Origin of the sequence: Nonomuraea sp. CA-218870 (assembly GCF_050936535.1) — a bacterium.
GTDB classification, from domain to species: domain Bacteria; phylum Actinomycetota; class Actinomycetes; order Streptosporangiales; family Streptosporangiaceae; genus Nonomuraea; species Nonomuraea corallina.
This window is the reverse complement of the sequence record NZ_JBNJMN010000001.1, coordinates 600210-626834: the sequence shown is the minus strand read 5'-3', so window position 1 is coordinate 626834 and position 26625 is coordinate 600210. Positions and strand designations below refer to the sequence as shown.

At 70.4% G+C, this 26625-nt stretch carries 23 protein-coding genes and 1 tRNA gene; 16 read left to right on the top strand and 8 right to left on the bottom strand.

Annotation, left to right across the window (positions count from 1 at the left end; all coding sequences use genetic code 11):
* Positions 1–209 precede the first annotated feature (209 nt).
* The 6 genes from gyrB to ACQEUU_RS03035 all read left to right on the top strand — a co-directional run bounded on the left by gyrB (position 210) and on the right by ACQEUU_RS03035 (position 6951).
* The gene (gyrB, locus tag ACQEUU_RS03060) at positions 210–2132 is read left to right on the top strand and encodes a DNA topoisomerase (ATP-hydrolyzing) subunit B (protein WP_433071718.1); all 1923 of its coding nucleotides are present in this window, start codon (positions 210–212) and stop codon (positions 2130–2132) included.
* A 36-nt stretch (positions 2133–2168) separates the two neighbouring features.
* Positions 2169–4670, top strand: a complete 2502-nt coding sequence (gene gyrA, locus ACQEUU_RS03055; RefSeq protein ID WP_433059967.1) for a DNA gyrase subunit A — start codon at positions 2169–2171, stop codon at positions 4668–4670.
* A gap of 3 nt (positions 4671–4673) precedes the next feature.
* Positions 4674–5387 (top strand): DUF3566 domain-containing protein, encoded by a 714-nt coding sequence (locus ACQEUU_RS03050; protein ID WP_433059964.1) that lies wholly within the window; start codon positions 4674–4676, stop codon positions 5385–5387.
* Positions 5388–5509: 122 nt separating this feature from the next.
* Positions 5510–5583: transfer RNA gene (locus tag ACQEUU_RS03045), tRNA-Ile, on the top strand.
* 197 nt (positions 5584–5780) lie between these two features.
* On the top strand, positions 5781–6092 hold the full coding sequence (locus ACQEUU_RS03040; RefSeq protein WP_433059961.1) for a hypothetical protein: 312 nt from the start codon (positions 5781–5783) through the stop codon (positions 6090–6092).
* A 109-nt stretch (positions 6093–6201) separates the two neighbouring features.
* Positions 6202–6951, top strand: a complete 750-nt coding sequence (locus tag ACQEUU_RS03035) for a GNAT family N-acetyltransferase (protein WP_433071716.1) — start codon at positions 6202–6204, stop codon at positions 6949–6951.
* A 272-nt stretch (positions 6952–7223) separates the two neighbouring features.
* On the opposite strand, the gene ACQEUU_RS03030 is transcribed toward ACQEUU_RS03035, so the two are convergent.
* Positions 7224–7631, bottom strand: a complete 408-nt coding sequence (locus tag ACQEUU_RS03030; protein ID WP_433059958.1) for a tautomerase family protein — start codon at positions 7629–7631, stop codon at positions 7224–7226.
* 114 nt (positions 7632–7745) lie between these two features.
* On the opposite strand from ACQEUU_RS03030, the gene ACQEUU_RS03025 reads away from it, so the two are divergent.
* From ACQEUU_RS03025 to ACQEUU_RS03015, 3 genes are all read left to right on the top strand, one after another.
* Positions 7746–8420, top strand: a complete 675-nt coding sequence (locus ACQEUU_RS03025) for a winged helix-turn-helix transcriptional regulator (RefSeq protein ID WP_433059955.1) — start codon at positions 7746–7748, stop codon at positions 8418–8420.
* 609 nt (positions 8421–9029) lie between these two features.
* Entirely contained in the window at positions 9030–10163 is a 1134-nt protein-coding gene (locus ACQEUU_RS03020; protein ID WP_433059953.1) for a hypothetical protein, read from the top strand.
* A 124-nt stretch (positions 10164–10287) separates the two neighbouring features.
* Positions 10288–11274 carry a DUF418 domain-containing protein gene (locus tag ACQEUU_RS03015; RefSeq protein WP_433059950.1) on the top strand — a complete coding sequence of 329 codons (987 nt, stop codon included), beginning with the start codon at positions 10288–10290 and terminating at the stop codon, positions 11272–11274.
* 1 nt (position 11275) lies between these two features.
* On the opposite strand, the gene ACQEUU_RS03010 is transcribed toward ACQEUU_RS03015, so the two are convergent.
* Together ACQEUU_RS03010 and ACQEUU_RS03005 are read right to left on the bottom strand one after the other, a co-directional pair.
* Positions 11276–11815 (bottom strand): dihydrofolate reductase family protein, encoded by a 540-nt coding sequence (locus ACQEUU_RS03010; RefSeq protein ID WP_433059947.1) that lies wholly within the window; start codon positions 11813–11815, stop codon positions 11276–11278.
* Positions 11816–11987: 172 nt separating this feature from the next.
* Positions 11988–13535 carry an RICIN domain-containing protein gene (locus tag ACQEUU_RS03005; protein ID WP_433071714.1) on the bottom strand — a complete coding sequence of 516 codons (1548 nt, stop codon included), beginning with the start codon at positions 13533–13535 and terminating at the stop codon, positions 11988–11990.
* Positions 13536–13762: 227 nt separating this feature from the next.
* Between ACQEUU_RS03005 and ACQEUU_RS03000 the strand changes: the two genes are divergently transcribed.
* On the top strand, positions 13763–14611 hold the full coding sequence (locus ACQEUU_RS03000; protein ID WP_433059944.1) for a fumarylacetoacetate hydrolase family protein: 849 nt from the start codon (positions 13763–13765) through the stop codon (positions 14609–14611).
* A 30-nt stretch (positions 14612–14641) separates the two neighbouring features.
* Here ACQEUU_RS03000 and ACQEUU_RS02995 read toward each other — a convergent pair whose 3' ends face one another.
* Positions 14642–14884, bottom strand: a complete 243-nt coding sequence (locus ACQEUU_RS02995) for a hypothetical protein (RefSeq protein ID WP_433059941.1) — start codon at positions 14882–14884, stop codon at positions 14642–14644.
* 182 nt (positions 14885–15066) lie between these two features.
* On the opposite strand from ACQEUU_RS02995, the gene ACQEUU_RS02990 reads away from it, so the two are divergent.
* Complete coding sequence (locus ACQEUU_RS02990) at positions 15067–15672, top strand: RNA polymerase sigma factor (RefSeq protein WP_433059938.1); 606 nt, start codon at positions 15067–15069, stop codon at positions 15670–15672.
* Positions 15669–16577, top strand: coding sequence for a CU044_5270 family protein (locus ACQEUU_RS02985; RefSeq protein WP_433059935.1), 909 nt, complete (start codon positions 15669–15671; stop codon positions 16575–16577). The genes ACQEUU_RS02990 and ACQEUU_RS02985 overlap by 4 nt, the downstream gene beginning before the upstream one ends.
* Positions 16578–16580: 3 nt before the next feature.
* Here the strand turns inward: ACQEUU_RS02985 and ACQEUU_RS02980 are convergent, their stop codons facing one another.
* Positions 16581–17768, bottom strand: a complete 1188-nt coding sequence (locus ACQEUU_RS02980) for a sensor histidine kinase (RefSeq protein ID WP_433059932.1) — start codon at positions 17766–17768, stop codon at positions 16581–16583.
* Positions 17765–18421: a response regulator transcription factor gene (locus ACQEUU_RS02975; RefSeq protein ID WP_433059929.1), complete on the bottom strand. Its 657-nt coding sequence runs from the start codon at positions 18419–18421 to the stop codon at positions 17765–17767. The genes ACQEUU_RS02980 and ACQEUU_RS02975 overlap by 4 nt, the downstream gene beginning before the upstream one ends.
* A gap of 127 nt (positions 18422–18548) precedes the next feature.
* Between ACQEUU_RS02975 and ACQEUU_RS02970 the strand changes: the two genes are divergently transcribed.
* Genes ACQEUU_RS02970 through ACQEUU_RS02955 form a run of 4 tightly spaced genes read left to right on the top strand, consistent with a single transcriptional unit; the run spans position 18549 to position 21986 of the window.
* Positions 18549–19034 (top strand): hypothetical protein, encoded by a 486-nt coding sequence (locus ACQEUU_RS02970; protein WP_433059926.1) that lies wholly within the window; start codon positions 18549–18551, stop codon positions 19032–19034.
* Positions 19034–20131, top strand: coding sequence for a peptidoglycan-binding protein (locus tag ACQEUU_RS02965; protein ID WP_433059924.1), 1098 nt, complete (start codon positions 19034–19036; stop codon positions 20129–20131). The genes ACQEUU_RS02970 and ACQEUU_RS02965 overlap by 1 nt, the downstream gene beginning before the upstream one ends.
* A complete protein-coding gene (locus ACQEUU_RS02960; protein WP_433059922.1) occupies positions 20128–20781 on the top strand; it encodes an ABC transporter ATP-binding protein in 654 nt (217 codons plus the stop codon). Before ACQEUU_RS02965 ends, ACQEUU_RS02960 begins: the two co-directional genes overlap by 4 nt.
* Positions 20781–21986: an ABC transporter permease gene (locus ACQEUU_RS02955; protein WP_433059918.1), complete on the top strand. Its 1206-nt coding sequence runs from the start codon at positions 20781–20783 to the stop codon at positions 21984–21986. Before ACQEUU_RS02960 ends, ACQEUU_RS02955 begins: the two co-directional genes overlap by 1 nt.
* Positions 21987–21993: 7 nt before the next feature.
* Here ACQEUU_RS02955 and ACQEUU_RS02950 read toward each other — a convergent pair whose 3' ends face one another.
* Together ACQEUU_RS02950 and ACQEUU_RS02945 are read right to left on the bottom strand one after the other, a co-directional pair.
* Positions 21994–24273 (bottom strand): xanthine dehydrogenase family protein molybdopterin-binding subunit, encoded by a 2280-nt coding sequence (locus tag ACQEUU_RS02950; protein ID WP_433059915.1) that lies wholly within the window; start codon positions 24271–24273, stop codon positions 21994–21996.
* 133 nt (positions 24274–24406) lie between these two features.
* Positions 24407–26368: a hypothetical protein gene (locus tag ACQEUU_RS02945; protein ID WP_433059913.1), complete on the bottom strand. Its 1962-nt coding sequence runs from the start codon at positions 26366–26368 to the stop codon at positions 24407–24409.
* Positions 26369–26625 lie beyond the last annotated feature (257 nt).

Below are 26625 nucleotides of genomic sequence, written 5' to 3'. Positions count from 1 at the left end.
TTCGGGCTCCGAACCCGGTAGAATGAAAGCGGATTCCGGACACGTCCGCTTGCGTGTCACCCCGGCAGGCAAGCCGACTCCCCTGGGTGACCGCGCATCGGGGCACTCACGACGGTGACGGGCACGGCAGGGGCAGCTTCACGCATTCAGCGTCCCCGCCGCGTGTCCGCGGCAGGAGGATTACGCAGTTGTCCTACGACGCTAGCTCAATCACCGTACTCGAGGGGCTTGAGGCCGTACGCAAGCGCCCGGGTATGTATATCGGCTCGACCGGCGAGCGCGGCCTGCACCACCTCGTCTACGAGATCGTCGACAACGCGGTCGACGAGGCCCTGGCCGGCTTCGCCGACCGGATCGACGTCACGCTGCTCGCCGACAACGGCGTGCGCGTCATCGACAACGGCCGCGGCATCCCGACCGGCATCCACCCGGTCGAGAAGCGCTCCGCGGTCGAGGTCGTGCTGACGACCCTGCACGCAGGCGGCAAGTTCGACAGCCAGGCCTACGCCGTCTCCGGCGGCCTGCACGGCGTCGGCTCGGCCGTCGTCAACGCGCTCTCGACGGCCATGGACGTCGAGATCAAGCAGAACGGCCACTACTGGCGGATCTTCTTCGACCACGCCAAGCCGACCGCCCCCCTGGCCAAGGGCGAGGAGACCAGCGAGACCGGCACCAGCGTCACGTTCTGGCCCGACCCCGACGTCTTCGAGACCACCACCTGGAACTACGAGACGCTCTCGCGCCGCTTCCAGGAGACGGCCTTCCTCAACAAGGGCCTGACCATCACGATCACCGACGAGCGCCCCGACCACGTCAACGGCGAGGCGCACCGGGCCGAATACCACTACGAGGGCGGTCTGTCCGACTTCGTCAAGCACCTCAACGCCAAGAAGGAGCCGGCCCACGCGTCGATCATCTCCTTCGAGACCGAGGGCGACGGCATCGCGGTCGAGATCTCGATGCAGTGGAACAACTCCTACTCGGAGTCCGTCTACACCTTCGCCAACATGATCAACACGGCCGAGGGCGGCACTCACGAGGAGGGCTTCCGCGCCGCGCTGACGTCCATCGTCAACCGCTACGCGCGCGAGCAGAAATTCCTCAAGGAGGGCAAGGACGACAACCTCTCCGGTGAGGACGTCCGCGAGGGCCTGACCGCGATCATCTCGGTCAAGCTCTCCGACCCGCAGTTCGAGGGCCAGACCAAGACCAAGCTGGGCAACACCGAGGCCAAGTCGTTCGTGCAGAAGGCCTGCAACGACCACCTGCGCGACTGGTTCGAGCGCAACCCGGGCGAGGCCAAGGACATCATCAACAAGTGCCTGCAGGCCTCACGCGCCCGCATGGCCGCCCGCCAGGCCCGCGACCTGACCCGCCGCAAGTCGCTGCTGGAGTCCGGCAGCGGGCTGCCCGGCAAGCTGGCCGACTGCCAGTGGAACGACCCGGAGAAGTGCGAGCTGTTCATCGTCGAGGGCGACTCGGCCGGCGGCTCGGCCAAGGGCGGCCGCGACTCGCGGTTCCAGGCGATCCTGCCGATCCGCGGCAAGATCCTCAACGTGGAGAAGGCGCGGATCGACAAGGTCCTGAAGAACGCCGAGGTCCAGGCGCTCATCACCGCCCTCGGCACCGGCGTCCACGACGACTTCGACCTCGCCAAGCTGCGCTACCACAAGGTCATCCTGATGGCCGACGCCGACGTCGACGGCCAGCACATCAACACGCTGCTGCTGACGCTGCTGTTCAGGTTCATGCGGCCGCTCATCGAGACCGGCCACGTCTACCTGTCCTGCCCGCCGCTCTACAAGATCAAGTGGGACCGCAAGGGCGAGGACGCCTCGTACGCCTACTCCGACGCCGAGCGCGACGCCGTCATCCAGGCGGGGATCGAGGCCGGCAAGCCCGACCCGCGCCCGCGCGACAACGTCCAGCGGTTCAAGGGGCTCGGCGAGATGAACGCCGGTCAGCTCTGGGAGACCACGATGAACCCCGAGACCCGGCTGCTGCGCCTCGTCACGCTCGACGACGCCGCCCAGGCCGACGACCTGTTCAGCGTGCTCATGGGCGAGGACGTGGAGGCGCGCCGCGACTTCATCATCCGCAACGCGCGCGACGTCCGCTTCCTCGACGTCTGAGCGGCCTAGCCGCATCACGAAAAAGGACCACAACCTGTGACGGAAGTGAACACCACTCCCCCGGCTGACCGCATCGAACCGGTGGACATCCAGTCCGAGATGCAGCGCAGCTACATGGACTACGCGATGTCCGTCATCGTGTCCAGGGCGCTGCCGGACGTACGCGACGGGCTCAAGCCGGTGCACCGCCGGGTGCTGTACGCGATGTACGACGGCGGCTACCGCCCCGACCGCGGCTTCTTCAAGTGCGCCCGCATCGTCGGCGACGTGATGGGCACCTACCACCCGCACGGCGACACCTCGATCTACGACGCGCTGGTCCGGCTCGCCCAGCACTGGTCGCTGCGCTACCCGCTGGTCGACGGGCAGGGCAACTTCGGCTCGCCGGGCAACGACCCGGCGGCGGCGATGCGCTACACCGAGTGCAAGCTCGCGCCCATCGCCATGGAGATGCTGCGCGACATCGACAAGGAGACCGTCGACTTCCGGCCCAACTACGACGGCAAGTCGCAGGAGCCGGAGGTCCTGCCGGCGAGGTTCCCGCAGCTGCTGGTCAACGGCTCGGGCGGCATCGCCGTCGGCATGGCCACCAACATCCCGCCGCACAACCTGCGCGAGGTGGCCGCCGCGGTCAAATGGTGCCTGGAGCACCCCGAGGCCGAGGACGAGGAGCTGCTCGAAGCCTCGATGAGGCTGGTCAAGGGGCCCGACTTCCCCACCCGCGCGCTCATCGTCGGCCGCCGCGGCATCGAGGACGCCTACCGCACGGGCCGCGGCTCGATCACCATGCGGGCCGTGGTCGAGGTCGAGGAGGACGGCAAGGGCCGCCAGGCGCTGGTCGTCACCGAACTCCCCTACCAGGTCAACCCCGACAACCTCGCGCTCAAGATCGCCGAGCTGGTCCGCGAGGGCAGGCTGACCGGCATCGCCGACGTCCGCGACGAGAGCTCCTCCCGGGTCGGCCAGCGCCTGGTGATCGTGCTCAAGCGCGACGCCGTCGCCAAGGTCGTGCTCAACAACCTCTACAAGCACACCCAGCTGCAGGACACGTTCGGCGCCAACATGCTGGCGCTGGTCGACGGCGTGCCGCGCACGCTCCGGCTCGACCAGTTCATCCGGCACTACGTGGCCCACCAGATCGAGGTCATCGTCCGCCGTACGCGTTATCTGCTGCGCAAGGCGGAGGAACGCGCCCACATCCTGCGCGCGCTGCTGCGCGCGCTCGACCGGCTCGACGAGGTCATCGCGCTGATCCGGGCGTCGGAGTCCGCCTCCCACGCCCAGCAGGGCCTGATGTCGCTGCTGGAGATCGACGAGATCCAGGCGCAGGCCATCCTGGACATGCAGCTGCGCAAGCTCGCCGCCCTGGAGCGCCAGGCGATCCAGGACGAGTTCGAGCACCTGATGACGCAGATCGCCGAGTACAACGCGATCCTGGCCAGCGAGTCCCGCCAGCGCGAGATCATCGGCGAGGAGCTGGGCGAGGTCGTCTCGCGGTACGGCGACGAGCGCCGGACCGAGATCATCGCCCACGACGGCGACATGTCCATCGAGGACCTCATCGCCGAGGACGACATCGTCATCACCATCACCCGCGGCGGCTACGCCAAGCGCACCAAGACCGACCTCTACCGCGCCCAGAAGCGCGGCGGCAAGGGCGTGCGCGGCGCGCAGCTGCGTCAGGACGACATCGTCGACCACTTCTTCGTCACCACGACCCACCACTGGCTGCTCTTCTTCACCAACAAGGGCCGCGTCTACCGGGTCAAGGCGTACGAGCTCCCCGACGCGGGACGCGACGCCCGCGGCATGCACCTGGCCAACCTCCTGGCCATGCAGCCCGACGAGACGGTCATGGAGGTCCTCTACCTGCGTGACTACGAGGTCGCCCCGTACCTCGTGCTCGCCACCCGCAGCGGCCTGGTGAAGAAGACCCGTTTGTCGGAGTACGACTCCCCCAGGTCCGGCGGCCTCATCGCGATCAACCTGCGCGAGGACGACGAGGTCATCGGCGCCCGCCTGATCTCCGAGGAGGACGACCTGCTGCTCGTCTCCAAGGGCGCGCAGTCGATCAGGTTCACCGCCTCCGACGAGGCGCTGCGGCCGATGGGACGCGCCACCAGCGGCGTGATCGGCATGCGATTCCTCGAAGGCGACGAACTCCTGGCCATGAACAGGATCTCTGACGGTCAAGACGTGCTTATCGCCACGAGGGCTGGGTACGCGAAGCGCACACCCGTCGAGCAGTATCCAGTCCAAGGACGTGGCGGAAAGGGCGTGCTCACTGCAAAAATCGTGAGTTCTCGTGGCAAGCTGGTCGGAGCCGTCATGGTCAACCCGGAGGACGAGGTTTTCGCGATCACGTCCGCAGGCGGGGTGATCCGGACGAGTGCCGGCGAAATCAAGCAGTCCGGCCGGCAGACCATGGGAGTCCGATTGATGAACCTCGCCGAAGGCGACAGCGTGGTGGCCCTCGCCCGGAACGCCGAGTCGATGGAGACTTCGGTGGAGAGTGAAGCAGACGGGGGAGGAGAGTAATTGATGAGCGCCCAGGGTGGCGCCGCCAGGACCCAGGCGGCTCGCGACAACGGCCAGCAGCAGCCGAACAAGGCACCTGACAAGGAGCCCCGCAAGGCACAGGAGGAGGAGGGCAACCCGACGAAGCCGGCGTTGCAACCGGACGGTCAGCAACAGCCGCCGCCGCGGCTTCCGTCCGCGGGCCCCGGCCCGTCAGCGCCCCCGCGGGCGCCCGCCCCGCCGGAACGCGACGGCAACGACACCACGCGCGTACGCCCGTCGCTCGCGTCCGAGGCTCCCCCGGCCATCGAACTGCCCGGCAAGAAGAAGAAGTCGTCGAGCGGCGGAGGCGCCCGCCTCCCCCGCAAGGCCCACCTGGTGCTGCGCCGCGTCGAGCCGTGGTCGGCCATGAAGTTCAGCTTCGTGGTGTCCCTGGTCTGCTTCGTGGTGCTCTTCGTCGCGGTCGCCGTCCTGTACGGCGTGCTGTCGGCCCTGGGCGTGTTCGACTCGATCGTCGACCTGGTCAACCAGCTGAGCCAGGGCGAGCAGGGAGAGGGGTCGCTGCAGATCGACATCGCCTCCTGGTTCGAGCCGATGCGCATCCTCGGCTACACGGCTCTCATCGGCGCCGTGAACGTCGTTCTCATCACCGCCCTCGCCACCCTGGGCGCGGTCATCTACAACGTCTCCAGCGACCTCGTGGGCGGCGTCGAGGTGACCTTCAGCGAGGCCGAGTAACCTGCCGGCCCCGCTCGCGCCGTCCAGCGGCGGCGTGAGCGGGGTACGGAAGGCGGTAAGCTTTCCTCAGCGACCAACCGGTTCGCGCCCGCGCGGCGGATGCGATACGGTTTCGGTGGCGCGGGGCTATAGCTCAGACGGTTAGAGCGCTTCCCTGATAAGGAAGAGGTCCCAGGTTCAAGTCCTGGTAGCCCCACCGCATGTCAGAGGCCGTCTCCCATCATGGGAGATGGCCTTTTTGATCTTCTGAGGGACTACGCCTGCCGGGTTCGGTCTTGGTGTCTCCCGCGACCCGTACCGACCTCCAGACCATGATCAAGGGCGGTTCGGCGTCGAGGTCGACGTGGGGCCAGGCGAGCGCCCGTAGTTGCTCCGTACGGGCGTCGATGAGTGGTGAGCGTCGGCGTTCCGATCACCGCCGACGCCGTCCTACTCAACCGCCACACCCACAAAGAACTGGTCGACGTGGCCGCCCTCCTCAACCAAGGGAGATCCCGCCACGCCACCGCTCTGCGCGACACGCTCACCGAGCCACAACGGACAAGCGAGCAGTGGCCCGGATCGGGGGAGAACGCCCCGACAGCTGGAGTCAGCCCCCTTGAGCCTCCGCTGATCTCGGACCGCTTCACAGCGAAGGTCAAGTTGCCTCTGATCCTGGTAGTCTTCTGGGTGCTCGCGCAGCGTGTGCGGGCGTCTTCTGCATGAGGGAATGAAGCCAGTGATCACGGGTGTGCCCAGCGGCCGCCTGTCGCGGCGGTCCGACGTCTTGTCGTGATTCCATTCCTCATGCCGTAAAGGACTTCCCACCTTGTCTGTGGATCTTCGCATCCAGCAGTCTGTCCTCACCAACCTCTCCCGCCGTCCGGCCGCCGTCGAATCGGGGCCGTTCATCCTGGGTTTCGACCCGGCGACCGACAGTCCCAACATCAACTACGCGACACCCCGCCCTGGCGCGGAGATCACCGCCTCCGACGTCGAGAGCTTGGTGAGGGCGTTCCGCTCCGCGTCACGACGGCCCCGTTTGGAGTACGTCGTGAACTGCGCCCCCGCCCTTGAGGAGCTGCTGCTCGCGGCTGGTTTCACGGTCGAGGAGCGGCACGAGTTCCTGACCTGCTCGCCCGAATCCTTCGTCTCGCCGCCGCCGGTCGACGGCTTCGTCGTGCGACAACCGGAGAACCGAGCGGAGCGGGCGGCGATGGTGGCCGCCCAGGGCGAGGCATTCGGTGACGCTTTCGAGGTGAGCGACGCCGACGTCGACCGCCTCGAAACGCTGCGGCAGCAGGGCGGCTTCGAGATGGCGGCGTTCGCCTCGGACGGCACCTGCGCCGGTGCAGGCCAGGCGGTCCCACCCGGCGGTGGGGTCAGCGAGATCGCGGGCATTGCGGTGCGGGCGCCCTACCGGCGTCGCGGTCTCGGCGGGGCCATCACGGCCGCGCTCAGCCGGCAGATTTTCGAGTCGGGCGCCGACCTGGCCTGGCTCGAAGCGTCAGGTGACGACTCGTGGCGGGTCTACGAGCGGATCGGCTTCCGCGCGGCGGGCCGCCGCCTCTACATCCGGCTGTAGCCGAACGGGGCCGGCCTACGGGAAGTCTTCAGTGGTCCGGCCCCAGCCTCTCGCGGGCCGGTCTCGTTCCGATGTTGATCCACGCAGGATCGGCACAGAACCGGTTCTGATATCAGAGAGGAGGTAGCCGGGTGACGATGATCACGGGCACCGCCGACGAGCAGGCCCCGACCCCGGTGCGACGCCGCGGCGGGGTCAGCCTCGGCGTGCCGGGCGAGCACGAGGCGGTGCTCGCCGGCTACCGGACCGGGCGACTGGTAGGGCATGCCGGACTAGCCGTTGGCCTGGGTTACGGCAGCCACGATTTCCGGCTTGTCCGATTGCAGGCTGGCTCGCCATCCCACGTTGTGCAGCGGGTACTCGTTGATCAGTACCAGCACTTCGTCGGTGTTGGCGATGCCCTTGTAGGCACCCGCGATGGCTGACTCGATCTTCTGCACCACCGTGCGCTTGGCGTCCAGCCTGAACAGTTCCGGCGCCTCCAGCGAGAAGACGGGCCGCACCGGTTCGGCGCCGACCCGCCCGTCCTGGGAGACGTTCTCCACCGGGTACTCGCGCAGCCAACCCCGAGTGTCGGGAATCTGGTACGCCTCGTCGAGTGCCTCGGTGATCTCCTTCAGCATCTTCTGCTTCGCATCCGGTGACGCGCCTTGCGGGACGTCAACGATGAACACTGGCATGAACTGCCTCCTTGGGGCCTGGTCGATGCCGGATAGTTGGACATTAGCAGTAGTAGCTTGGAAATTCCAACCTTCAAAACGACTTCTCCCATGGGATTTGCTAGCATCCCTGTTGTGGCGGGTAAGAGAAAGTACGACGAGGGGTGCGCGGTCGCGCACGCCCTGGACCTGGTCGGGGAGCGATGGGCGCTGCTGGTGGTCCGAGAGTTGCTGCTCGGGCCGAAGCGGTTCACCGATCTGCTGTCCGGACTTCCCGGGGTCAGCACGGACATGCTCACCCTGCGGCTACGAGAACTCGCCACGGCCGGGGTCGTACGTCGCCGTCGGCTGGCCCGACCCGCCGCATCCTGGGTATATGAGCTGACCCGTTGGGGTGCCGAGCTAGGACCGATCGTGGTATCCCTGGCGAAATGGGGCGGTCGTTCGCCGGGTCTGCGCCTGGACGCACCGATCGGGGTGGACTCGCTGCTGCTTTCGCTCGAGGCACTGTTCGACGCCCGCGCCGCCGCCGGGTTCACGGCGACCCTCGCTCTTCGCATCGGTGAAGATAGCTTTCGGGTAGCCATCGCCGACGGACGAATCGACATCAGCCGGGACGAGCCTGACCGACCCCACGCCACCTTGGTCACCGACCTGGCCACACTGCTCACCCTGCTCCGCACCGACCGACCCATCGACGAGGTACTCGCCGGCGGCGCGGCCCAATTGGAGGGAGACCGTTCGATAGTTGACAGATGGCGCGTACTATTCCCGCTCCCTCAACCAGTGCCCGTCCAGGACCGCACATAAGGCCACTGGACCTGAACGCCTCGTGACCCAACCCCATGGCGAGGAAGATCGCGCACCGATACGCAGAGCGTGCTCAAGGTCAGCGGACAGTGCTTACGGAAATGGCAGAATCCTGAGTACCCGCGGAATGGGCTCATTGTCCACCGTTGTCCGGGGCTGCTTGATCTATCTGGTGTTTCTGAGCGTGGGAGTGGCCGGCGCAGGTGGCATCGCATCGTTCGTAATCTTCGTGGCAGCGAGTTCGCGCAACAGCTGGATATCGTTAACTGGTCCCCGTGCAATCTTTCGCGTCCAGGTCATGACCATCAGCGATCTTATGGCTCTAGCGTTCGGGTTGGTGTACGGAATCTCGGGACAGATGGAGTGAGTGGCCCACTGCGTGACAACGCCGACGAACGACACTGGACGCCGGCGGACCACAGCAGACGATCCCCGCAGGTGGCGAAGCTGTGAGACCAGTTCAAACGGAGTTGACCTTCGTGGCGTGGAGGTCCGGTCGTGGCAGTGGCACGCAGCGTCGCCTGGCTCCTTCCATAAGAACCCCGTAAGATCTTTCGCCAGAAATTTTCGTCATCATCATCTTTCAGCCCCTACGGCGTCAGGGAAAAGATGATCAGAAGACGAACCATCGCACTGGTCCCCGCAACCATCGGTCTCGTGCTCGCCGCGTCGGTCGGCGCGCCCGTGAAAGCCGAGGCGCAGGCAGAACCGGTGGTCACGACCTACACCTATGTGCCGCTCGGCTGGCTGGGCATAGTGCCGGTCGGAAGACCGTTCAGCGAGGCCGCCGACGTCAACATGAGCAGGCAGGTGGTCGGTTATTCGTCCACCGACACGAGCCCGGCCGGTCACGCCTTCTTCTTCGAGGACGGGCGGATGGAGCCGGTGGCTCCGATCTATGCGCCGGGCCAGAACGGCGCGACCTCCATCAACGACTCGGGCCACATCGCCGGGTACACGCATGTGAACAACACCGACCCTCCCCATGCCTTCATCCGCCGTGACGGCGTGACGATCGATCTCGGCACCGGTTGGGGCAGTGGAAGCGGCAGCGCCGCCCACGCCATCAACAACAAGGGTGTCGTCGTGGGGCAACGGCACGAGTCGGCGGCCCACCCGACGCGCCCGGTCATGTGGAAGGACGGCCGGATCCGCGACCTTGGCACGCTCGGCGGTGAGGCCGGCCAGGCGAGGACGAACCTGGGCCGGGCCTATGACATCAACGACAAGGACCAGGTTGTCGGAGAGTCACTGCCGAGCACCGGGTACCCCATGCGCGGGTTCCTTTGGGAGAACGGCCGCATGACCGATCTGGGCACATTGGCGGACGGCGGCAGGGGCGATACGGTGGCGCAGGCGATCAATGAGAAGACCCAGATCACCGGCTGGTCCCCCGACGCCGCGAACAAGCCCATCGCCTTCCTCTGGGAGGCGGGATCGATGCGGGCCTTGGGCACTCTCCTAGGCGGGACGAGAAGCTATGGCCATGACATCAACGAGTCGGGGCAGGTCGTGGGCCTCTCGTACATCGGCGACAGTCTCTACGTCCATCGCGCCTTCCTGTGGAAGAACGGTCAGATGACGGACCTCAACACCGTCGTCACCAACCTCCCGCCGGATGTGTCCCTCGCGACGGCCCATGCCATCAACGATGACGGTGTCATCGTCGGGCGGACGTGTTACCACTGCGAGCCGGGCAAGACCGCTGATGAGCACGCGTACATGCTCATCCCCAATTCCTGACGGCGACGAGAGCGGGGCCGGGCTCCTGGCCCTCGATGAAACGGCCGAAAGGACGAGGGTGGGGGACGCGTACCCTGCTTTCGGCCGGTGTGGTGCCGTGGGATGCCCCGCAGGATGAGGGGCCATGTCACGTGAGGATCTCCCCCCAGGGCCGGGCTCTCAGGGCCCGGCCGATCCCGCCGGCAGGCGCCGGATCGTCGCGCTCGACGTGCTGCGCGGGTTCACGTTGTGCGAGATCCTGCTCGCCAACATCCAGCTGATCGCCGGTGGTGGCACCGCCGTCGTGGTGCGGCCGCTGGGGGAGTGGGATCCATGGCTCGGGCTGCCGATCTTCTCGCTGCTGTTCGGCGTCGGGTTCTCCTTGCTGCTCGACTCCGCCTCGCGGCGTGTCGACCGGCCGCGGGTCGTGCTGCTGCGCCGGCTGGTGGCGCTGCTCGCGATCGGCCTGGTGCACATGGCGCTGTGGCCGGGGGAGGTCCTGACCGAGTACGCCGTCGCCGGCCTGCTGGTGCTGTTGCCCTCAAGCTGGTCGCCGCGGTGGGCTGCGGCGGGTCTCGCCGTCGTGTTCGTGCCGGTCGCGCTGGTGGCCGGGGGCGGGCCGCTGCTGATCGCGGGGCTGTTCCTGGTGGGCTCGGCGCTGGTCAGGTACGGGGTGGTGGAGCGGATCGAGGGGTCCACCTGGGTGCCGCTGGGGCTGGGCCTGGTCTTCGCGGCGGGGGCGGCGGGGGCGGCGGCCGCGCTGGGGGCGCGGGCCGGGGCGGGGCCGTCGTTCGCCTCGGGGCTGGCTGATCTGCTGATCGCGGGGGCGGTCGTGTGCGCTCTGCTGGTGCTGCTCAGGACGCCGCTGCGGCCGGTGCTGCGGGTGGTGTTCGCGCCGCTGGGCCGGATGGCGCTGACCAACTATCTGACGGCCACGCTGGTCGTCCTCGCGGCCGCCCATCTGCTCGGCCTGCCGATCGTCGGGTCCCCCCGGACGGCGTTCCTCACCGCCGGGGCGATCCTGGCCGCTCAGTGGCTGTTCTCCGCGCTCTGGCTGCGCCGTTTCCGGCAGGGTCCGCTGGAGTGGCTCTGGCGCTGGGCCACCTGGGCGCGTCGTCCGGCGATCGCGTAGGTCAGAGCACGCGCATCCACAGGTTGGTGGCGTGGGGGACCTGCGTCACGCTGAGGCGTTCGAGCTTGACGTCGGTGCCGCCGGGGTGGTCGAAGAGGCGGACGCCGTCGCCGAGCAGGACGGGGGCGACGCAGGTGAGGATCTCGTCGAGCGCGCCGGCCTCCAGGCACTGCCGGGCCACGTCGGCGCCGATGACGTTGACGTACTTGTCGCCCGCGGCGGCCTTCGACTCGGCGATCGCCGTGTGGAGGTCGGTGACGAAGGTGACGCCCGGCACGGGAGCGGCCGGCGGATGGTGGGTGAGCACGAACTGCGGCCCGCTCCAGCCTCCGCCGAACGCCTCGCCCTCGTGCTCGGTGTCCTTGTACGGGTCGTCGCCGCCGAAGGAACGGTTGCCCACGAGGAGGGAGCCGACGCGGGGAAGCAGGTCGTCGATGGCCGGGTTGGGGCCGAGGTGCTCGGTGAGCCAGGACATGTCGCCGCCGGGGCCGGCGATGAAGCCGTCCAGGGACATGGTCACCGAGTAGAGCAGTTTCGCCATGGGTCCTCCGTGTTCGCACCTTACCCATGGAGACCGCGCAGGGTCGGGAAAGTCATCGACGGGGTGCGGGTGAGCGCCACGGTCCTCGTCAGGATCATGGCGCCCACGCTGGGAGCGGCGGCCCGGACCATGAGGCGGGCCGCACGCTCACCCGAGGAGGACCACAGGGCGGTCAGCAGCGGTTGATGCGGGAGTTCACCAGGGTGATGTCGCGGATGACGATGTTGACACCGCACGGGCTCTCGTTGATCGCCGAGTTCGTCAGCGTCAGGTTCCGCAGCGTGATGTCGGAGGTGACGGGGAACTCGCTGCGGGCCGCGAGGCGGATGTCGGAGCCGTTCACGGTGCCGCTCTGGGCGGCGATCGTGACGTTGTAGCAGTTCTCGATGAGGATCGAGTTGCTTCCGGTCTGCGCGATGTCCACCCGGTCGATCACCGCGCCGCCGCTCTCCGACACGCAGAAGACGCCGCGTCCGCCGCCGCGCGCCTTGACGGTGCCGACGCGCACGTTCACCGGGTACGAGCTGCCGATCCGGCCGTTGCGGTTGGCCATCCGGAACGCCGCGTACCCGGTGCCGGTGCCGGCGCCCTCGGCGTCCACGGTGCCGATCGTGGCGTTGATCGTGTCGTTCAGCAGCAGGCCGGACTCGCCGGTGTTGCGCGCGGTGACGGTGCCGATGGTGATGCCGTCGACGCCGTACGTCTCCACGCCGTGGCTGCCGCCGCCGGAGGCGTACACGCTGTCTATGCGGACGTTCCTGGTGCGGACGCTCCTGTTGGCGTGGTTGTCGATCCGGACGCCCAGCCCGGCCGAGCCGAGCCGCAGGTCGAGCTGTCCGAACGTGATGTTCGTGCCGTTGCGTACGAAGACCGCGAAGTATGGGTTGCCGGTCACGGCGAGCCGGGTGACCTCGACGTCGGTGACGTTCTGGGCGCGGACGACGGCGTTGTTGGCGCTGATCGTCCCGGAGACGTCGATCGTGCCGCACACTTCGAGGACGGTGTAGCTGGGCAGGTCGAGCGACTGGTTGGCGTTCATGCCGCCGGAGCCGCGGACGACGACCTTCTGCTTGGACGTGCGGCCTGAGGTGAGGCTGCCGACGGCGCGGCGCATGGCCTCGATCATGCTGCTGCCGGTATAGAGGGTGGTGCCGCCGTTCCTGGCCGTCCAGGTGCCGCCGTTGAGCACGGCTTCGGCGTTGTAGGAGCCGCTGCCGCAGTCGGCGGAGCCGCCGCCCATCTTGACGAGCTGCCATTGCTGGTTGGCGCCGCCGAGGTCGTCCCACTGGGAGACGCGGGCGCCGTCGGCGGTGGACCACTGCCAGGTCTCCAGGGCCTTGCCGCTGTGCCGGTTGATCAGGCGGACGTGGCCGCCGTCGGAGTCGGCCAGCCGGAACTGCTGGTTCCAGCCGTTGGCGTCGGACCACTGGACGATCTGGGCGCCGCCTTCGGCGTTCCACTCGTACACGTCGAGGACCTTGCCGCTGTGGCGGGACTTGACCCGGTAGTAGCCGTCGCCTGAGCTGACGAACTGCCACTGCTGCTGGTAGCCGTCGTTGCGGGCCCACTGCACGATCGGCGCGCCGTCGTTCGTGGCGAGCTCGTACAGGTCGAGGGCCTTGCCGCTGTGCCGGTTGACGAGCACGTACCAGGCGTCGGTGTCGACGGTGGCGGCGGCTGCGGGCGGCGGCTGCGCGACGAGGGCGCCCGCCAGCGCCATGACGAGGGCGGCCAGGACGGTGAGCAGGCACCTCCGGGCTCGGGCAACGGATCTCACTGTCGGCTCCCATCCATCAAGGAAAGCGCTTTCCTAGGACCAGATCATCGAGGACCCGCCGCCACGTCAAGCGCGCCGGCCCCGGCGGCCTTTCTGCCTGCCGAAACCCATGGAAACTTTCATGCGATGTCTTAGGCTGGCACTCCCGACATTCCGCCAGAAGGGCACGCATGCACCTCGTCAGGTCCGCTCAATCGCCCCGCTGGGTGGTCCGCGCCGAGGACGGCGACCGGGCGCTGCCCGCCGGTTTCTCCCTCGGCGGCGCCCTGTCCGCTGACCTCGGCCACTTCCGCGACCAGCTCGCCCGCGCCGCCGAGCCGGTCGAGCCCGTCACTCCCGCGGCTCCCGTCGACGCGGCCACCGAGGTGTGGGCGGCCGGCGTCACCTACCGCCGTTCCCGCGAGGCCCGGGTCGAAGAGAGCACCGAACCCGACATCTACCAGCGCGTCTACGACGCCGAACGGCCCGAGCTGTTCTTCAAGTCGGTCGGCTGGCGGGTGCGCGGCCACGGCGAGACCATCGGCGTGCGCGAGGACTCCACCTGGGACGTGCCCGAGCCGGAGCTGGCCGTGGTGGTCACCGCCAGCGGCGAGATCGCCGGCTACACCGTCTGCGACGACGTCAGCAGCCGCTCCATCGAGGGCGACAACCCGCTCTACCTGCCCCAGGCCAAGATGTACGCGGGAGCCACCGCGCTCGGCCCCGGCATCCGCCCCGCCTGGGAGGTGCCGGACCCGTACGACCTGGCGATGACGGTGACGATCACCCGCGACGGCGTCACCGCCTGGTCCGACCGGGCGAACACCGGCCAGCTCCACCGCCGCCTCGACGAGCTGGTGAGCTGCCTGTTCGCGGCCGAGCGCTATCCCCGCGGGGTGGTGCTGTCGACCGGCACCTGCATGGTCCCGGGATCGGACTTCACGCTGCTGCCCGGCGACCGGGTGGAGATCGTCATCGACGGCGTGGGCACGCTCGCCAACGACGTGCGGCCGGCCCGGGAGGTCGTCTCACCGGCTTGAGCCGGAGCCGCGTCCCGCGCCACCGGCGGGTCAGTGAGCCGGGCGGCGGTGCTCGGCGACCAGGCGGCCGTTGCGGCTGACCCTGGCTCGCTCGTACGGGCAGAGCGGGCGGGTCACGTAGGACCGGGCGAGGGCGTCGGCGTCATGGTGGCCGACGCCCCAGCCTATGGTGTGCCACCTGGCGGCCCCGCCCGTGGTGTCCAGGACGGTGATCTCGAAGAGTTCCGCGGGTGTGCACCTGGTGTGGTCGTGTCCGGATGTCACCTGGTTCATGGCTGGAACGTGCTCCGCCGCCGCCGGAGGTAAACCGCCGCCCGCACCCGGGGGCGGGGTGAAGGCCGGAGCGTCCCTGATGAGACGTCGTACGGGAGCGACCCGAAAAATCTCGTGACAGTGGGAACTTCGCATCGCCGCCGCGGCAATCACAGGTGTCACCGATTCCGGAGAGGCAGCCGATGCGACAACAGAGCCCGCCGATGGATCCCGAGACGCTGGACGATGCCGAGATCATCGCCCGCTCCAGGGAGGACCCCGAGGGGTTCGCCGTCCTGTTCACCCGGCACGCGCCCGCGCTCAAGCGGTACGCGGTGCGCAGGCTGGGCGCCGAGGCGGCCGAGGACGTCGTGGCCGAGACGTTCGTGGCGGCGTTCCGCCAGCGCGCCCGCTACGACCTGACGCGCCCCGACGCCCGGCCCTGGCTGTACGGCATCGCCACCAACCTGATCGGCCGGCACCGCCGCAGCGAGGTCGCGCTCTACCAGGTGCTCGCCCGCACCGGCGTCGACCCCGTCACCGAGCCGTTCACCGACGGGGTGGAGTCGCGGGTGGACGCGTCGGGCGCGCGGGCCGCGCTCGCGGGCGCCCTGGCGCGGTTGCCGGCCGGCCACCGCGACGTGCTGCTGCTGGTCACCTGGGGCGGGCTCAGCTACTGGGAGGCCGCCGCCGCGCTGGGCGTGCCCGTGGGCACCGTCCGATCGCGGATGAACAGGGCCAGGGAGAAGCTCCGCCGGTCCCTGCCTGACATCGATCCGACCACGACGTATGAGGAGCACGGCCCATGAACGACAGGGAACTGCTCGACCGGCTGCGCGCCGAGGTCCCGCCGACGCTGGACACCCGGGCCGAGGAGGCCCGGCTGCGCGCGGCCATCGCCGGCGACGGGCGGACCCGGCGCCCGGCGCCCCGGCCCAGGCGCGTGGGGCGGCTGGGCTGGGGGCTGGCGCTGGCCGGGGCCCTCGCGGCGGGCGCCGCGGTGGTGGTGCCCCGGCTGGACTCCGGCGCCCCGCCCGGCCAGGCGACCCCGCTGACCGCGGCCGAGGTGCTGGAGGACGCCGCGCTCGTCGCCGAGCACACCGACGTGCCCGATCACCGCCCGGACCAGTGGTTCTACCTCAAGGAGCGGCAGCCGATCGCCTCCACGCCGGTCATCGAGACCTGGTCGCGGATGGACGGCGAACGCACCGCCGTCCGCCAGGGAGACGGCGGCGCGATCAAGGCCGGCGCCGAGAAGGGCCGCACCCACCCGCTCAGGACCCAGCAGGAGGTGCTGGCGTTCCCCGGCGACCCGGACGCGCTCCTGGCCCACCTGCGCGGCATGGACGAGCGCGCCGCGCTGTCGATCTGCCAGCCCGAATGCCCGGCGGGCACCGAGGACGACGTCAAGGCGTTCGGCGCCCTGCAGTGGTACCTGAAGTTCGGCCCTGTCATCCCGCCGGACAAGGCCGCCGCCATGTACCGGGCCATGGCCCGCATCCCGAACGTCAAGATCGAGGAGAACGTGTCCACGGCCGACGGCCGCACCGGGCTCGGCGTCGTGCTCGACCTGGGCGAGGCCGGCAAGGGCTACACGATCCTCGACCCGGCCGACTACCGCTACCTCGGCGTCAAGAGCGTGCGCGGCGGTCACGAACTGGCCATGTCGGTCCTCGCGGCGGGGGTCGTGGACCGGCCTGGTCAGACGCCCTGACGGTCAGCCGTCGGCGAGGGGGAGCGTGGCGGTCATCACCAGGCCGCCGCCCTCCCTCGGCCGGGCCGCCACGTCGCCTCCGTGGGCGCGGGCCACCGACCGGACGATCGACAGGCCCAGGCCGGCGCTCCTGCCCGTGAGGACGCGCTCGCCGTCGAGCCGGCGGAACGGCTTGAACAGCTCGGGCACGTCGTACGGCGGCACGGTGGGCCCGGTGTTGGTGACCGTCACCGTGACCTGCCCGCCGGTGACCGTGCGGGTGGCGATCCGGACCCAGCCGGTGCCGTCGCGCAGGTTGTGCCGGATGCCGTTCTCCACCAGGTTCGTCACCAGCCGTTCGAGGAGCAGCGCGTTCCCGGTCGTGGGCGCGGGGAACGTCTCCTCGTGCACGGTGATCCCCTCCTGCTCCGCCTCCTGGGCGGTCTGGGCGACCACGTGCGCCACGACGTCGGCGAGGTCCACCGGCGACCGGTCGGTCACCTCGTGCTCGGCCCGCGCGAGCAGCAGCAGCCCGGAGATGAGCCGTTCGTGCCTGGCGTTGATCTCCAGCAGGCTCTCGCCGAGCTGCCTGACGTCGGGGGAGGCGGCGCGGCGGTGCATGGCCAGCTCGACCAGGGCGCGGTTGAGCGTCAGCGGGGTGCGCAGCTCGTGCGAGGCGTTGGCGACGAACCTGCGCTGCCCGTCGAAGGACCGGTCGAGCCTGGCCACCATGGTGTCGAAGGTGTCGGCCAGCTCCTTGACCTCGTCGACCGGGCCGTCCAGGCCGATCCGCTCCCGCAGGCCGCGGTCGGCGTCGGGGGCGGCGGCGATCCGGCGCGCGGTCGCGGTCACCTCGTGCAGCGGGGCCAGCACCCGCCCGGCCACCACCCAGCCCAGCGCCGTCGCCAGGCAGGCGACCACCACGACCGCGATCACCCCCTGGGCCAGGAGCGACGTGGTGGCGGCGGCGCGCAGGTCGGCCTCCTGCTCGGCCAGCAGCCGCCGCGACTCCTCGGGGCCGAGCATCACCCCGTCCTTGACGATGGAGATGAACCGGTGCCGGTCCCCGCCGGGGTCGCCGTACTTCTCCTCGAAGATCCGTACCAGCTCCTGGTCGAACAGCAGGTACGTGACGCCGACGAGCACCACGCCGGCCAGCAGGAACAGCGCGCCGTACACGACCGTGAGCCGCAGCCGCAGCGACAGCCTCACGGGATGCGGTAGCCCGCGCCGGGCACGGTCAGCACCACCGGCGGGTCGCCCAGCTTGCGGCGCAGCTTGAGCACCGTCAGCCGGACCACTCCGGTGAACGGGTCCGCGTTCTCGTCCCACGCCTTCTCCAGGAGCTGCTCGGAGGAGACCACGGCGCCGTCGCCGCGCAGCAGTTCGGCGAGCACGGCGAACTCCTTGTTCGACAGCGGCACGTACCGCCCGTCCCTGAACACCTCGCGCCGGGCCGGGTCGAGCGTGATGCCGGCGCGGCGCAGCACCGGCGGCAGGGCGGGCCGGGCGCGCCGGCCGAGCGCCTGCACCCGGGCCGACAGCTCGGCGAACGCGAACGGCTTGGCCAGGTAGTCGTCGGCGCCCAGTGACAGCCCGGCCACCCGGTCGTCGATGTCCCCCGCAGCGGTGAGCATCAGCACCCGCGCCGTCGACTCCGACGCCACCAGCTCCCTGCAGACGTCGTCGCCGTGCACGCGCGGCAGGTCCCGGTCCAGGACGACCACGTCGTAGTCGTTGACCGCGAGCCGCTCCAGCGCCGCCTCGCCGTCGCCGGCGGTGTCCACGGCGTGTGTCTCGTCGCGCAGCCACTCGGCGATCGCGTCGGCCAGGATGCGCTCGTCCTCCACCACCAGCACTCGCATGCCGGAATCGTGACCGATCACGTGTTCGCTCGCCGTTAACGCGCGGGGAAACCGCCGGGAAACCGGCTCGCCGGTTGCATCTCCTCCCAGCGGCGGGAACCGGTCCGGCCGCCGGAAGGAGAGCAGGATGCGCGTACGGATGCTCGGCACGGCGCTGGCGCTGGCGCTGGCCGGCTGCGGTGCGAGCGGCGCGGACGCCCCCGGAGTGGCCTCGGCGCGAGGCGACGCCACCGCGACCGCCACGCCCGGCCTCAGCCCCGAGGAGCGCGGCCTGAAGTGGGCGCAGTGCATGCGCGAGAACGGCGTCGACGTGCCCGACCCCAAGCCGGGCGAGGGCATACGGATGACGATGGGCCCCGGCACCGAGGACAAGCTGGAGCAGGCCCAGGAGGCGTGCGAGCAGTGGCAGCCGCCCGCCGGCGGCCGCCCGCGCGCCGAGAGCGACGACGAACTGCGCGAGCTGGCCGCCTGCATGCGTGAGAACGGCGTGGAGGACTTCCCCGACCCCGAGGGGGGCAGGGTCCACATCACCAAGGACGTCGGCGACGACCCCGACTTCGAAGCCGCAGAGCGGAAGTGCCGGATGGACAAGCCGGGCCCGGGAAACAAGTGATGGGCGCGGCCACGATCGATGGGGAAGCGCTGGGTACGGCCCCGCCGCGCCGCCGACGGCGGGCCGCCTGGCCGGTCGCCGCGACCGTGCTGATAGGCGCGGTGGCCGCCGCCGGTCTCGGCCTGTTCGACAGGACCCCGGCCGGGCGGCCCGCCGCCGCGCTGCCCCCGGCGACCGCGACGATCGCCGAGGAGACGCTGGTGGACACGCTGGAGGCCGACGGCGAGCTGGCCTACGGCCCGGCCACCTCGGCGATCAACCGCCTGCGCGGCACCGTCACCTGGCTGCCCGCCAGCGGGGACGTGATCACCCGTGGCGAGCCACTCTACAAGGTCGACAACGATCCGGTGGTCCTCCTGTACGGGGGCGTGCCCGCGTACCGGGACCTCCGGACCGGCGTGACGGGCCGGGACGTGGAGAACCTGGAACGCGACCTGGCCAGGCTCGGCTACGACGGCTTCACCGTGGACGACGCGTACACCTGGGCCACGGCGCGGGCCGTCATGGCGTGGCAGGACGACCTCGGCCTGCCGGAGACCGGCGTGGTCGAGCTGGGCCGGGTGGTGTTCGCCGACGGCAGGGTGCGGGTGGACACGCTGACCGCCGAGATCGGCCGGCCCGCCGCGCCAGGCCAGAAGGTGCTCGGCCACACCGGCACCGCCAAGGTCGTCACCGTCCGGCTGGACGCCGAGGATCAGCGGCTGGCGAAGGAGGGCGCCGAAGTGACGGTCACGCTGCCCGGCGGCGCGGAGGTCACCGGCAGGATCACCGAGGTCGCCACCGTGATCGTCCCCGGTGAGGGCGGCCAGGAGCCCGAGACCAAGGTCGAGGCGCTCGTCTCGCTCACCGGCAAGAAGGCGGCGGGCCTCGACCAGGCGGCGGTGGACGTCGCGTTCACCGCCGACGAACGCGAGGACGTGCTCACCGTCCCGGTCACCGCCCTGGTGGCGCTGGGCGAGGGCGGGTTCGGCGTGGAGGTCGTCGAGGGCGGGTCCACCCGGTACGTCTCGGTCGAGACGGGGCTGTTCTCCGGCGGCCGGGTGGAGATCACCGGCGCGGGCCTGGCCGAGGGCATGACGGTGGGGACGGCGAAATGATCGCACTGTCGCACGTGAGCAAGGTCCACTTGGGCGGGGTCACCGCGCTGTCGGACGTGTCGCTGGAGATCGGCCGCGGCGAGATGGTGGCCATCGCCGGCCCGTCCGGGTCCGGCAAGTCGACGATGCTCAACATCATCGGCACGCTCGACCGGGCCACGTCGGGGACGGTCGAGATCGACGGTTACGACCTCGCGACGCTGCCGGACAACCGGCTGTCGGCGCTGCGGGGGACCAGGATCGGGTTCGTGTTCCAGCAGTTCCACCTGGCCGCGAACGTCCCCGTGCTCGACAACGTCGCCGACGGCCTGCTCTACAGCGGCCTGCCGCCCGCCGGGCGGCGCCGCCTGGCGCGGGCCGCGCTGGAGCGGGTGGGGCTCGGCCACCGCCTGGACCACGAGCCGCACGAGCTGTCCGGAGGGGAGCGGCAGCGGGTGGCCGTCGCCAGGGCCGTGGCGGGCGACCCGCCGCTGCTCCTGGCCGACGAGCCGACCGGCGCGCTCGACTCGGTGTCCGGGGCCGGGGTGATGGAGCTCCTGCGCGGGCTGCACGCGGCCGGCACGACCGTGCTGGTCATCACGCACGACCGGGAGATCGCCGCCACCCTGCCCCGCCAGGTGCGGATGCGCGACGGCAGGATCGTCGCGTGATGGCCCGCCAGGACCTCATCCCGCCCCGGCTGCGCCCGGCTGACGTGCTCAGGGTCGGCGCGGTGGGGCTGCGCACCCGCCCGACGCGGGCGTTCCTGTCGGCGCTCGGCGTCGCCATCGGCATCGCGGCGATGGTCGGCGTGGTCGGCATCTCCTCCTCGTCCGGTGCCGAGCTGGACCGGCAGCTGTCCGCGCTGGGCACCAACCTGCTGACCGTCTCGAACGGGCAGACCCTCACCGGCGAGACGGCCACGATGCCGCTGGAGGCCGAGGCGATGATCGAACGCATCGGCCCGGTGCTGTCGGTGTCGTCGATCGGGGCGGCCTCCGACGCCAAGGTGTACCGGAGCGAGGCGGTCCCGGAGGCGCAGACCGGCGGCATCACCGGCTACGCCGCCCGGCTCGACCTGCTCGACGCGGTGGGGGCGACGCTACGTGACGGCACCTGGCTCACCGCGGCCACCCAGGTCTACCCGGCCGTGGTGCTCGGCTCGACGGCGGCGGAACGGCTCGGCCTCGCCGCGGCGGGACCCGGCACGCAGGTGCTGATCGGCGGGGAACGGTTCACCGTCGCCGGCATCCTGGAGCCGGTGGCGCTCGCCACGGAGCTGGACACCGCCGCGCTGGTCGGCTGGCCCGTCGCGGAGGAGCGCCTGGGCTTCGACGGCCACCCCACCGTCCTCTACACGCGGGTGGACGAACGGCACCTGGAGGCGGTACGGGACGTGCTGGCCGGCACCGGCAACCCGGAGGCGCCCAACGAGGTCGACGTCTCCCGCCCGTCGGACGCGCTGGCCGCCAAGCAGGCCACCGACCAGGCGTTCACCGGCCTGCTGCTGGGCGTCGGAGCGGTGGCGCTGGTCGTCGGCGGGGTCGGGGTGGCCAACACCATGGTCATCTCGGTGCTGGAGCGGCGGGCCGAGATCGGGCTGCGCCGCTCACTGGGCGCCACCAGGGGGCAGATCCGCACCCAGTTCCTCGCCGAGTCGCTGCTGCTGTCGGCGATCGGCGGGGTGGGCGGCGTGTGCGCGGGCGCCGCCGTCACGGTCGGCTACGCCGCGTACGAGGAATGGCCGTCCGTGATCCCCGCCGAGGCCACGGCGGGCGGCCTGGCCGCGACGCTGGTCATCGGCGCCGTGGCCGGCCTCTATCCGGCGATCCGCGCCGCCCGCCTCTCCCCGACCGAGGCCCTGGCGGCACACTGACGGCGGTTCACCGCAGCAGCGTCCAGATCCGCTCCGGCGTCAGCGGCGTGCCGGTGATCCGGTCGGCGACCTCCGGCAGGGCGGCGGCGACGGCGTTCCCGATGGCGGCGGGCGGGCCGATCGTGCCCGCCTCGCCCGCGCCCTTCATCCCGCCCGGCGTCACCCCCGAGGGCGTCACCAGCGACGCGACCACGATGTCCGGCACCTCCCGCGCGGTCGGCGGGAGGTAGTCGGCGACCGGCTGCCCGTCCTCGGAGTAGACGACCTCCTCGGTCAGCGCCATGCCGATGCCCTGCGCCACCCCGCCCCTGATCTGACCCTCGACGATCTCCGGGTTCAGCTGCACCCCGGCGTCGTTGACCACCCAGTAGCCCTCCACCTCGACCGCCCCGGTCTCCACGTCCACGGCGACCGCCGCCGCCTGCGCGCCGTAGGCGTAGGTGTAGTCGGACGGGTCGTACACGGCCCGCTCCTCCAGCCCCGGCGTCGCCCCCTCAGGCAGGTCCCAGCCGCGCCACGCCGACGTGGCCAGCTCGCGCAGCGGCACCGACACCCGCGGGTCCCCCTTCACCCGCACGCCGCCGTCGGCCAGCTCCAGGTCGCCGGGGGCCGCCTCCAGCCGGTGCGCGGCCAGCTCCAGCAGCTTGGCGCGCAGCTGGTCGGCCGCCCGCGTCAGCGCCGCCCCGCCGACCGCCGCCGCCCGGCTGGCGATGGACCCGATCGGCGAGTACGGGGTGGACGCGGTGTCGCCCAGCGTCACCCGTACCCGGTCGATCGGCACCCCGAGCCGGTCGGCGGCGATCTGCGCGAACACCGTCTCGATGCCCTGGCCGATCCCGGCCAGCCCGGAGGCGACCACCACCGACCCGTCCGGCTCCATCCGCAGCCGCGCCGACTCGAACCCGCCGCTCATGATGCCGGCCGCCTTCATCGACGCCGACGCGCCCAGGCCGGTGATCTCCACGTGGCAGGAGTAGCCGACGCCGCGGCGCCGGCCGTCGTCGCGTACCGGCGGCGACACCAGCTCCCGCAGCGTGCGCAGCGCGCGGGGGTAGTCGCCCGAGTCGTACGTCTGCCAGACCCGGTTCCCGCACGGCAGGTCCTCCGGCGTGAGCAGGTTGCGCAGCCGCAGCTCCACCGGGTCGGCGCCGAGCCTGCGGGCCGCCTCGTCCACCAGCCGCTCCCGCGTCCAGGCCGCCTCCGGCTGGCCGTAGCCGCGGTACGAGCCGGTCGGCGTGGTCGTGGTGACCACGCCGCGCACCCGCGCCCCTGCCAGGTCGAACCGGTACGGTCCTGGCAGCATCATGGCCGTCACCGCGAACGGTCCCGGGCCGACGTTCGACGGGTGCGCGCCCAGGTCGCCGGCGATGTCGGCGTGCAGCGCGACGAACCGCCCGCCGGAGTCCAGCGCCAGCCGCCCCCGGTGCACCGCGGCCCGCGACGGCAGCGTGGCCACCAGCCGGTCGCCGGGCGACTCGGCCCAGCTCACCGGACGGCCCAGGCGCATCGCGGCCAGGCACACCAGCAGCTCGTCCGGGTAGACGTGCTCCTTGCCGCCGAACCCGCCGCCGACGTCCGCGCCGATCACCCGTACCCGGTCGTGCGACAGCCCGAGCGCGTCCGCCGCGTGCTCGCGCGCCTGGTGGGCGGCCTGCGTGGACAGCCGGATCGTCAGCTCCGCGCCGTCGTAGGCGGCCACCACGCCGCGCGTCTCCATCGGGTACGGGGAGACCCTGCCGAACGTGAACGTCAGGTCGACCACCAGGTCGGCGCCCGCGATCGCGGCCTCGCAGTCGTCGCCCAGCGCGAAGTCGGCGGCGACGTTGGCGCCCCACTCCGGGTAGAGGAGCGGCGCGTCGGCGGCCAGCGCCCGCTCCACCCCGACCACGGCGGGCAGTTCGGTGAAGTCCAGGTCCACCAGGCCGGCCGCGTCCTCGGCGGCCTCCGGGGTGGCGGCCACGACCAGCGCGACCGGCTGCCCCGCGTAGCGGACCGTCTCGTCCAGCACGGGGTAGGAGTCCACCAGCTGGCCGGGCGCCAGCCCTGCGCAGGGGAGCCGGAGCCCGGCCGCGTCCGCAGGGGTGATGACGTCGAGCACCCCGGCCGAGGCGCGCGCCGCCCCGGCGTCACACCGGGCCAGCCGGCCGTGCGCGACCGGGCTGCGCACCACGGTCGCGTACGCCATGCCGGGCAGCCTGGTAGCGCCGACGTACCGGCCGCGGCCCGCCAGCAGCCGGGCGTCCTCGACCCGGGGAGTCCGAGATCCTACGTACGCGCTGTCAGCCATGACCTCGATTCTGATCGGCCTCGCCCGTCCCGTCCACGAGCAGCGTCTCCCCGATCCAGCCGCCGGGGTGGCTGTCGCGTTCCGCGCCGACCTCATTCAGGGTGTGTCGGCCCGGTGGACGAGCCGGCCGAGGCTACTGGCCGCCGAAGCCGGGAGTCGTGGCCACGTAGCCCAGGCGCCCCTCGTTCCTCGCCCCTTCGGCGCCCTCGCAGTCCGCCTCCGTCGACAGGAAATGATCGTGGTTCGGCGCCCAGTAGCAACGGTAGAGCGGCATGGACCCGTCGGCCGGTGGGCTGCTGTAGACGTAGCCTTCGAGGCGGTGCTTGGTCAGCCCTTCGCAATCAGCATGGAGGGATGTGAAGTGGTTGGTGCCCTCCGGCACTCGATAGGAACACCCGTAGAGCGCGACGGTGTCCGGTTTCTTGGAGTTCTCCAGATACCCGAGGGTCTTTTCTCTCGAATAGCTGGACGTCACCCTGTCAGTGGTTTCCCAGTGTTCCTGCTTGTCATAGAAGCGGGAGAACGGGGTGCGCATGGTGGCCAGTGCATAGCCCAGCAGCCCTTCCTGCTTGGAGTCCGCCGATTCGCAATCGGCCAGGATGGACACGTAGCTGTCAAGAGACGACGGTTGCCCGCAGCGGTAGAGCGGAGTGGAATCCGCCGCCGGCCTGGCAGTGTGCACCCAGCCCAACGTATGCAGAAGCGCGTTGCTCTTGCCCTCGCAGTCCGAATCCTTGCTGACGAAGTAGTCGCGGCTGCCGCGACGGCATTCGTAGAGAGGGTGGGTGCCAGGCTGCTGTGAACGGTACAGGCCCCAGATGCCGCCGAACTGAGGGTAGGTCCCGGCGGTATCCACGGGCGACGTCGTCACGCGATGACGACCGCCGGTGTCGGAGTGGCGGACGAGTGCCGCACTTGACGCCGGCATCCCGGCCGTGCACGTCACCTTGTGACGAACGAGTTGCACGTTCGACCAGTTGGGTTCGGAGCTCAGGAACTGGGTGTTGTACACGTAGAAGGTGTTGCCGATCACCGAGGGGTCGGTCCCGGTCCCGACGACGGTCACATAGGCGTTGTAGCGGTCGGGATCGCGGAAGAGCGGCACGCGCGGCGACCAGTTGGAGATGCCGTTCGGTGACGTGGACAGCACCACCTCACGGGGGCTCACGGCTGCGACCATGGCGACGCCTCCGTGTGCCATCCGCACGACGTGCGGTGCCCATGCCATACTCCGCCCGGGCTGCAGGTCGGTGGACGGCCCGCCGAGGGCAGGCGAGTTCCACTTACCTTCGTGATATTTGCGCCACGGCACGACCGTGCCCTTCTGGGCGGCCGTCACGACCGCCGAGACCGGCGCCCGCGCCACCGACAGCGCCGTGCTCACCGGCTTGCCGGCCGCGTCGGTGTAGAAATCGGGAAAGTAGACGTAGAGGTAGTCGCCTATGCGGGTCAGGGAGGAGGTGCCGACATCGGAGATCTGCCCCAGAGAGGCAGCTTCAGTGAAGTCGTTCGTCGGCTGTACGAGGGGTCCGAGATAAGTCGTCACCCCGGTCTCGGGATCATGCCGGCCCAGATGGAGCTCCGCGTAGAACATGTCTCCCGCGTACTTCTCCTGGTGCAGAATCTTCAGGATCATCCCGTCAGGACCGCGCCAGATCGGACCGCCGCCCGACCACTTGTACCCGGCCGGCACCTCTCGCGACGGGGACGCGGCTACGACGCCGTCAGCCAGCGGATTGTCCAGCGTTCCCTTGGACACTACGTTCCGCTGTGGGAGGCCGCCCGCCGGACCGCCGAACGCATCAGGCGCGTGAAACCGATATCGCCCATTTTCAAGGCGTTCTACACCGAAGCCACTGTCGGGCCAACCCGTAAGGCCAAGTCGATCGCGAGTGGCATCCGAGACAACGACCTCGGCCGGTCCCACGGCGAGACCGGCGCAACCGGACGCCGTAATCGCCCGCGTCGAGTTCCCCGCCGTGGCGCTCGCGTACGCCCCGGCGGGCGCTGCCACGACTGCAGCGCTGGGAAGAATCCCGCACAGCATGGCGAGCATCGCCGATAGCCGCCTTCTCGACACGTTGATGTCCTCCACAGAGATACCGATGGCGCGGCCGGAGACAATCTCCGACGCCTGTCTTCAGGCCGAGGCGTCCTTAAGGGGTTCGCCTTCTCAGTCGATGTGAGCGGATACACCCTTATGGCAGGCGTTCGGCGAAACAGCTGGTAAGCCTATCGAGAGACATGTCAGGCAACCGGTCCATTCGCCGCCCGGTTCCGGCCAACATTCGTTGGATTCCGGCCGGAGCGCGGAAACGGACGCGGCGCGGCAGCCCCAGAGCGCGGCCTCGC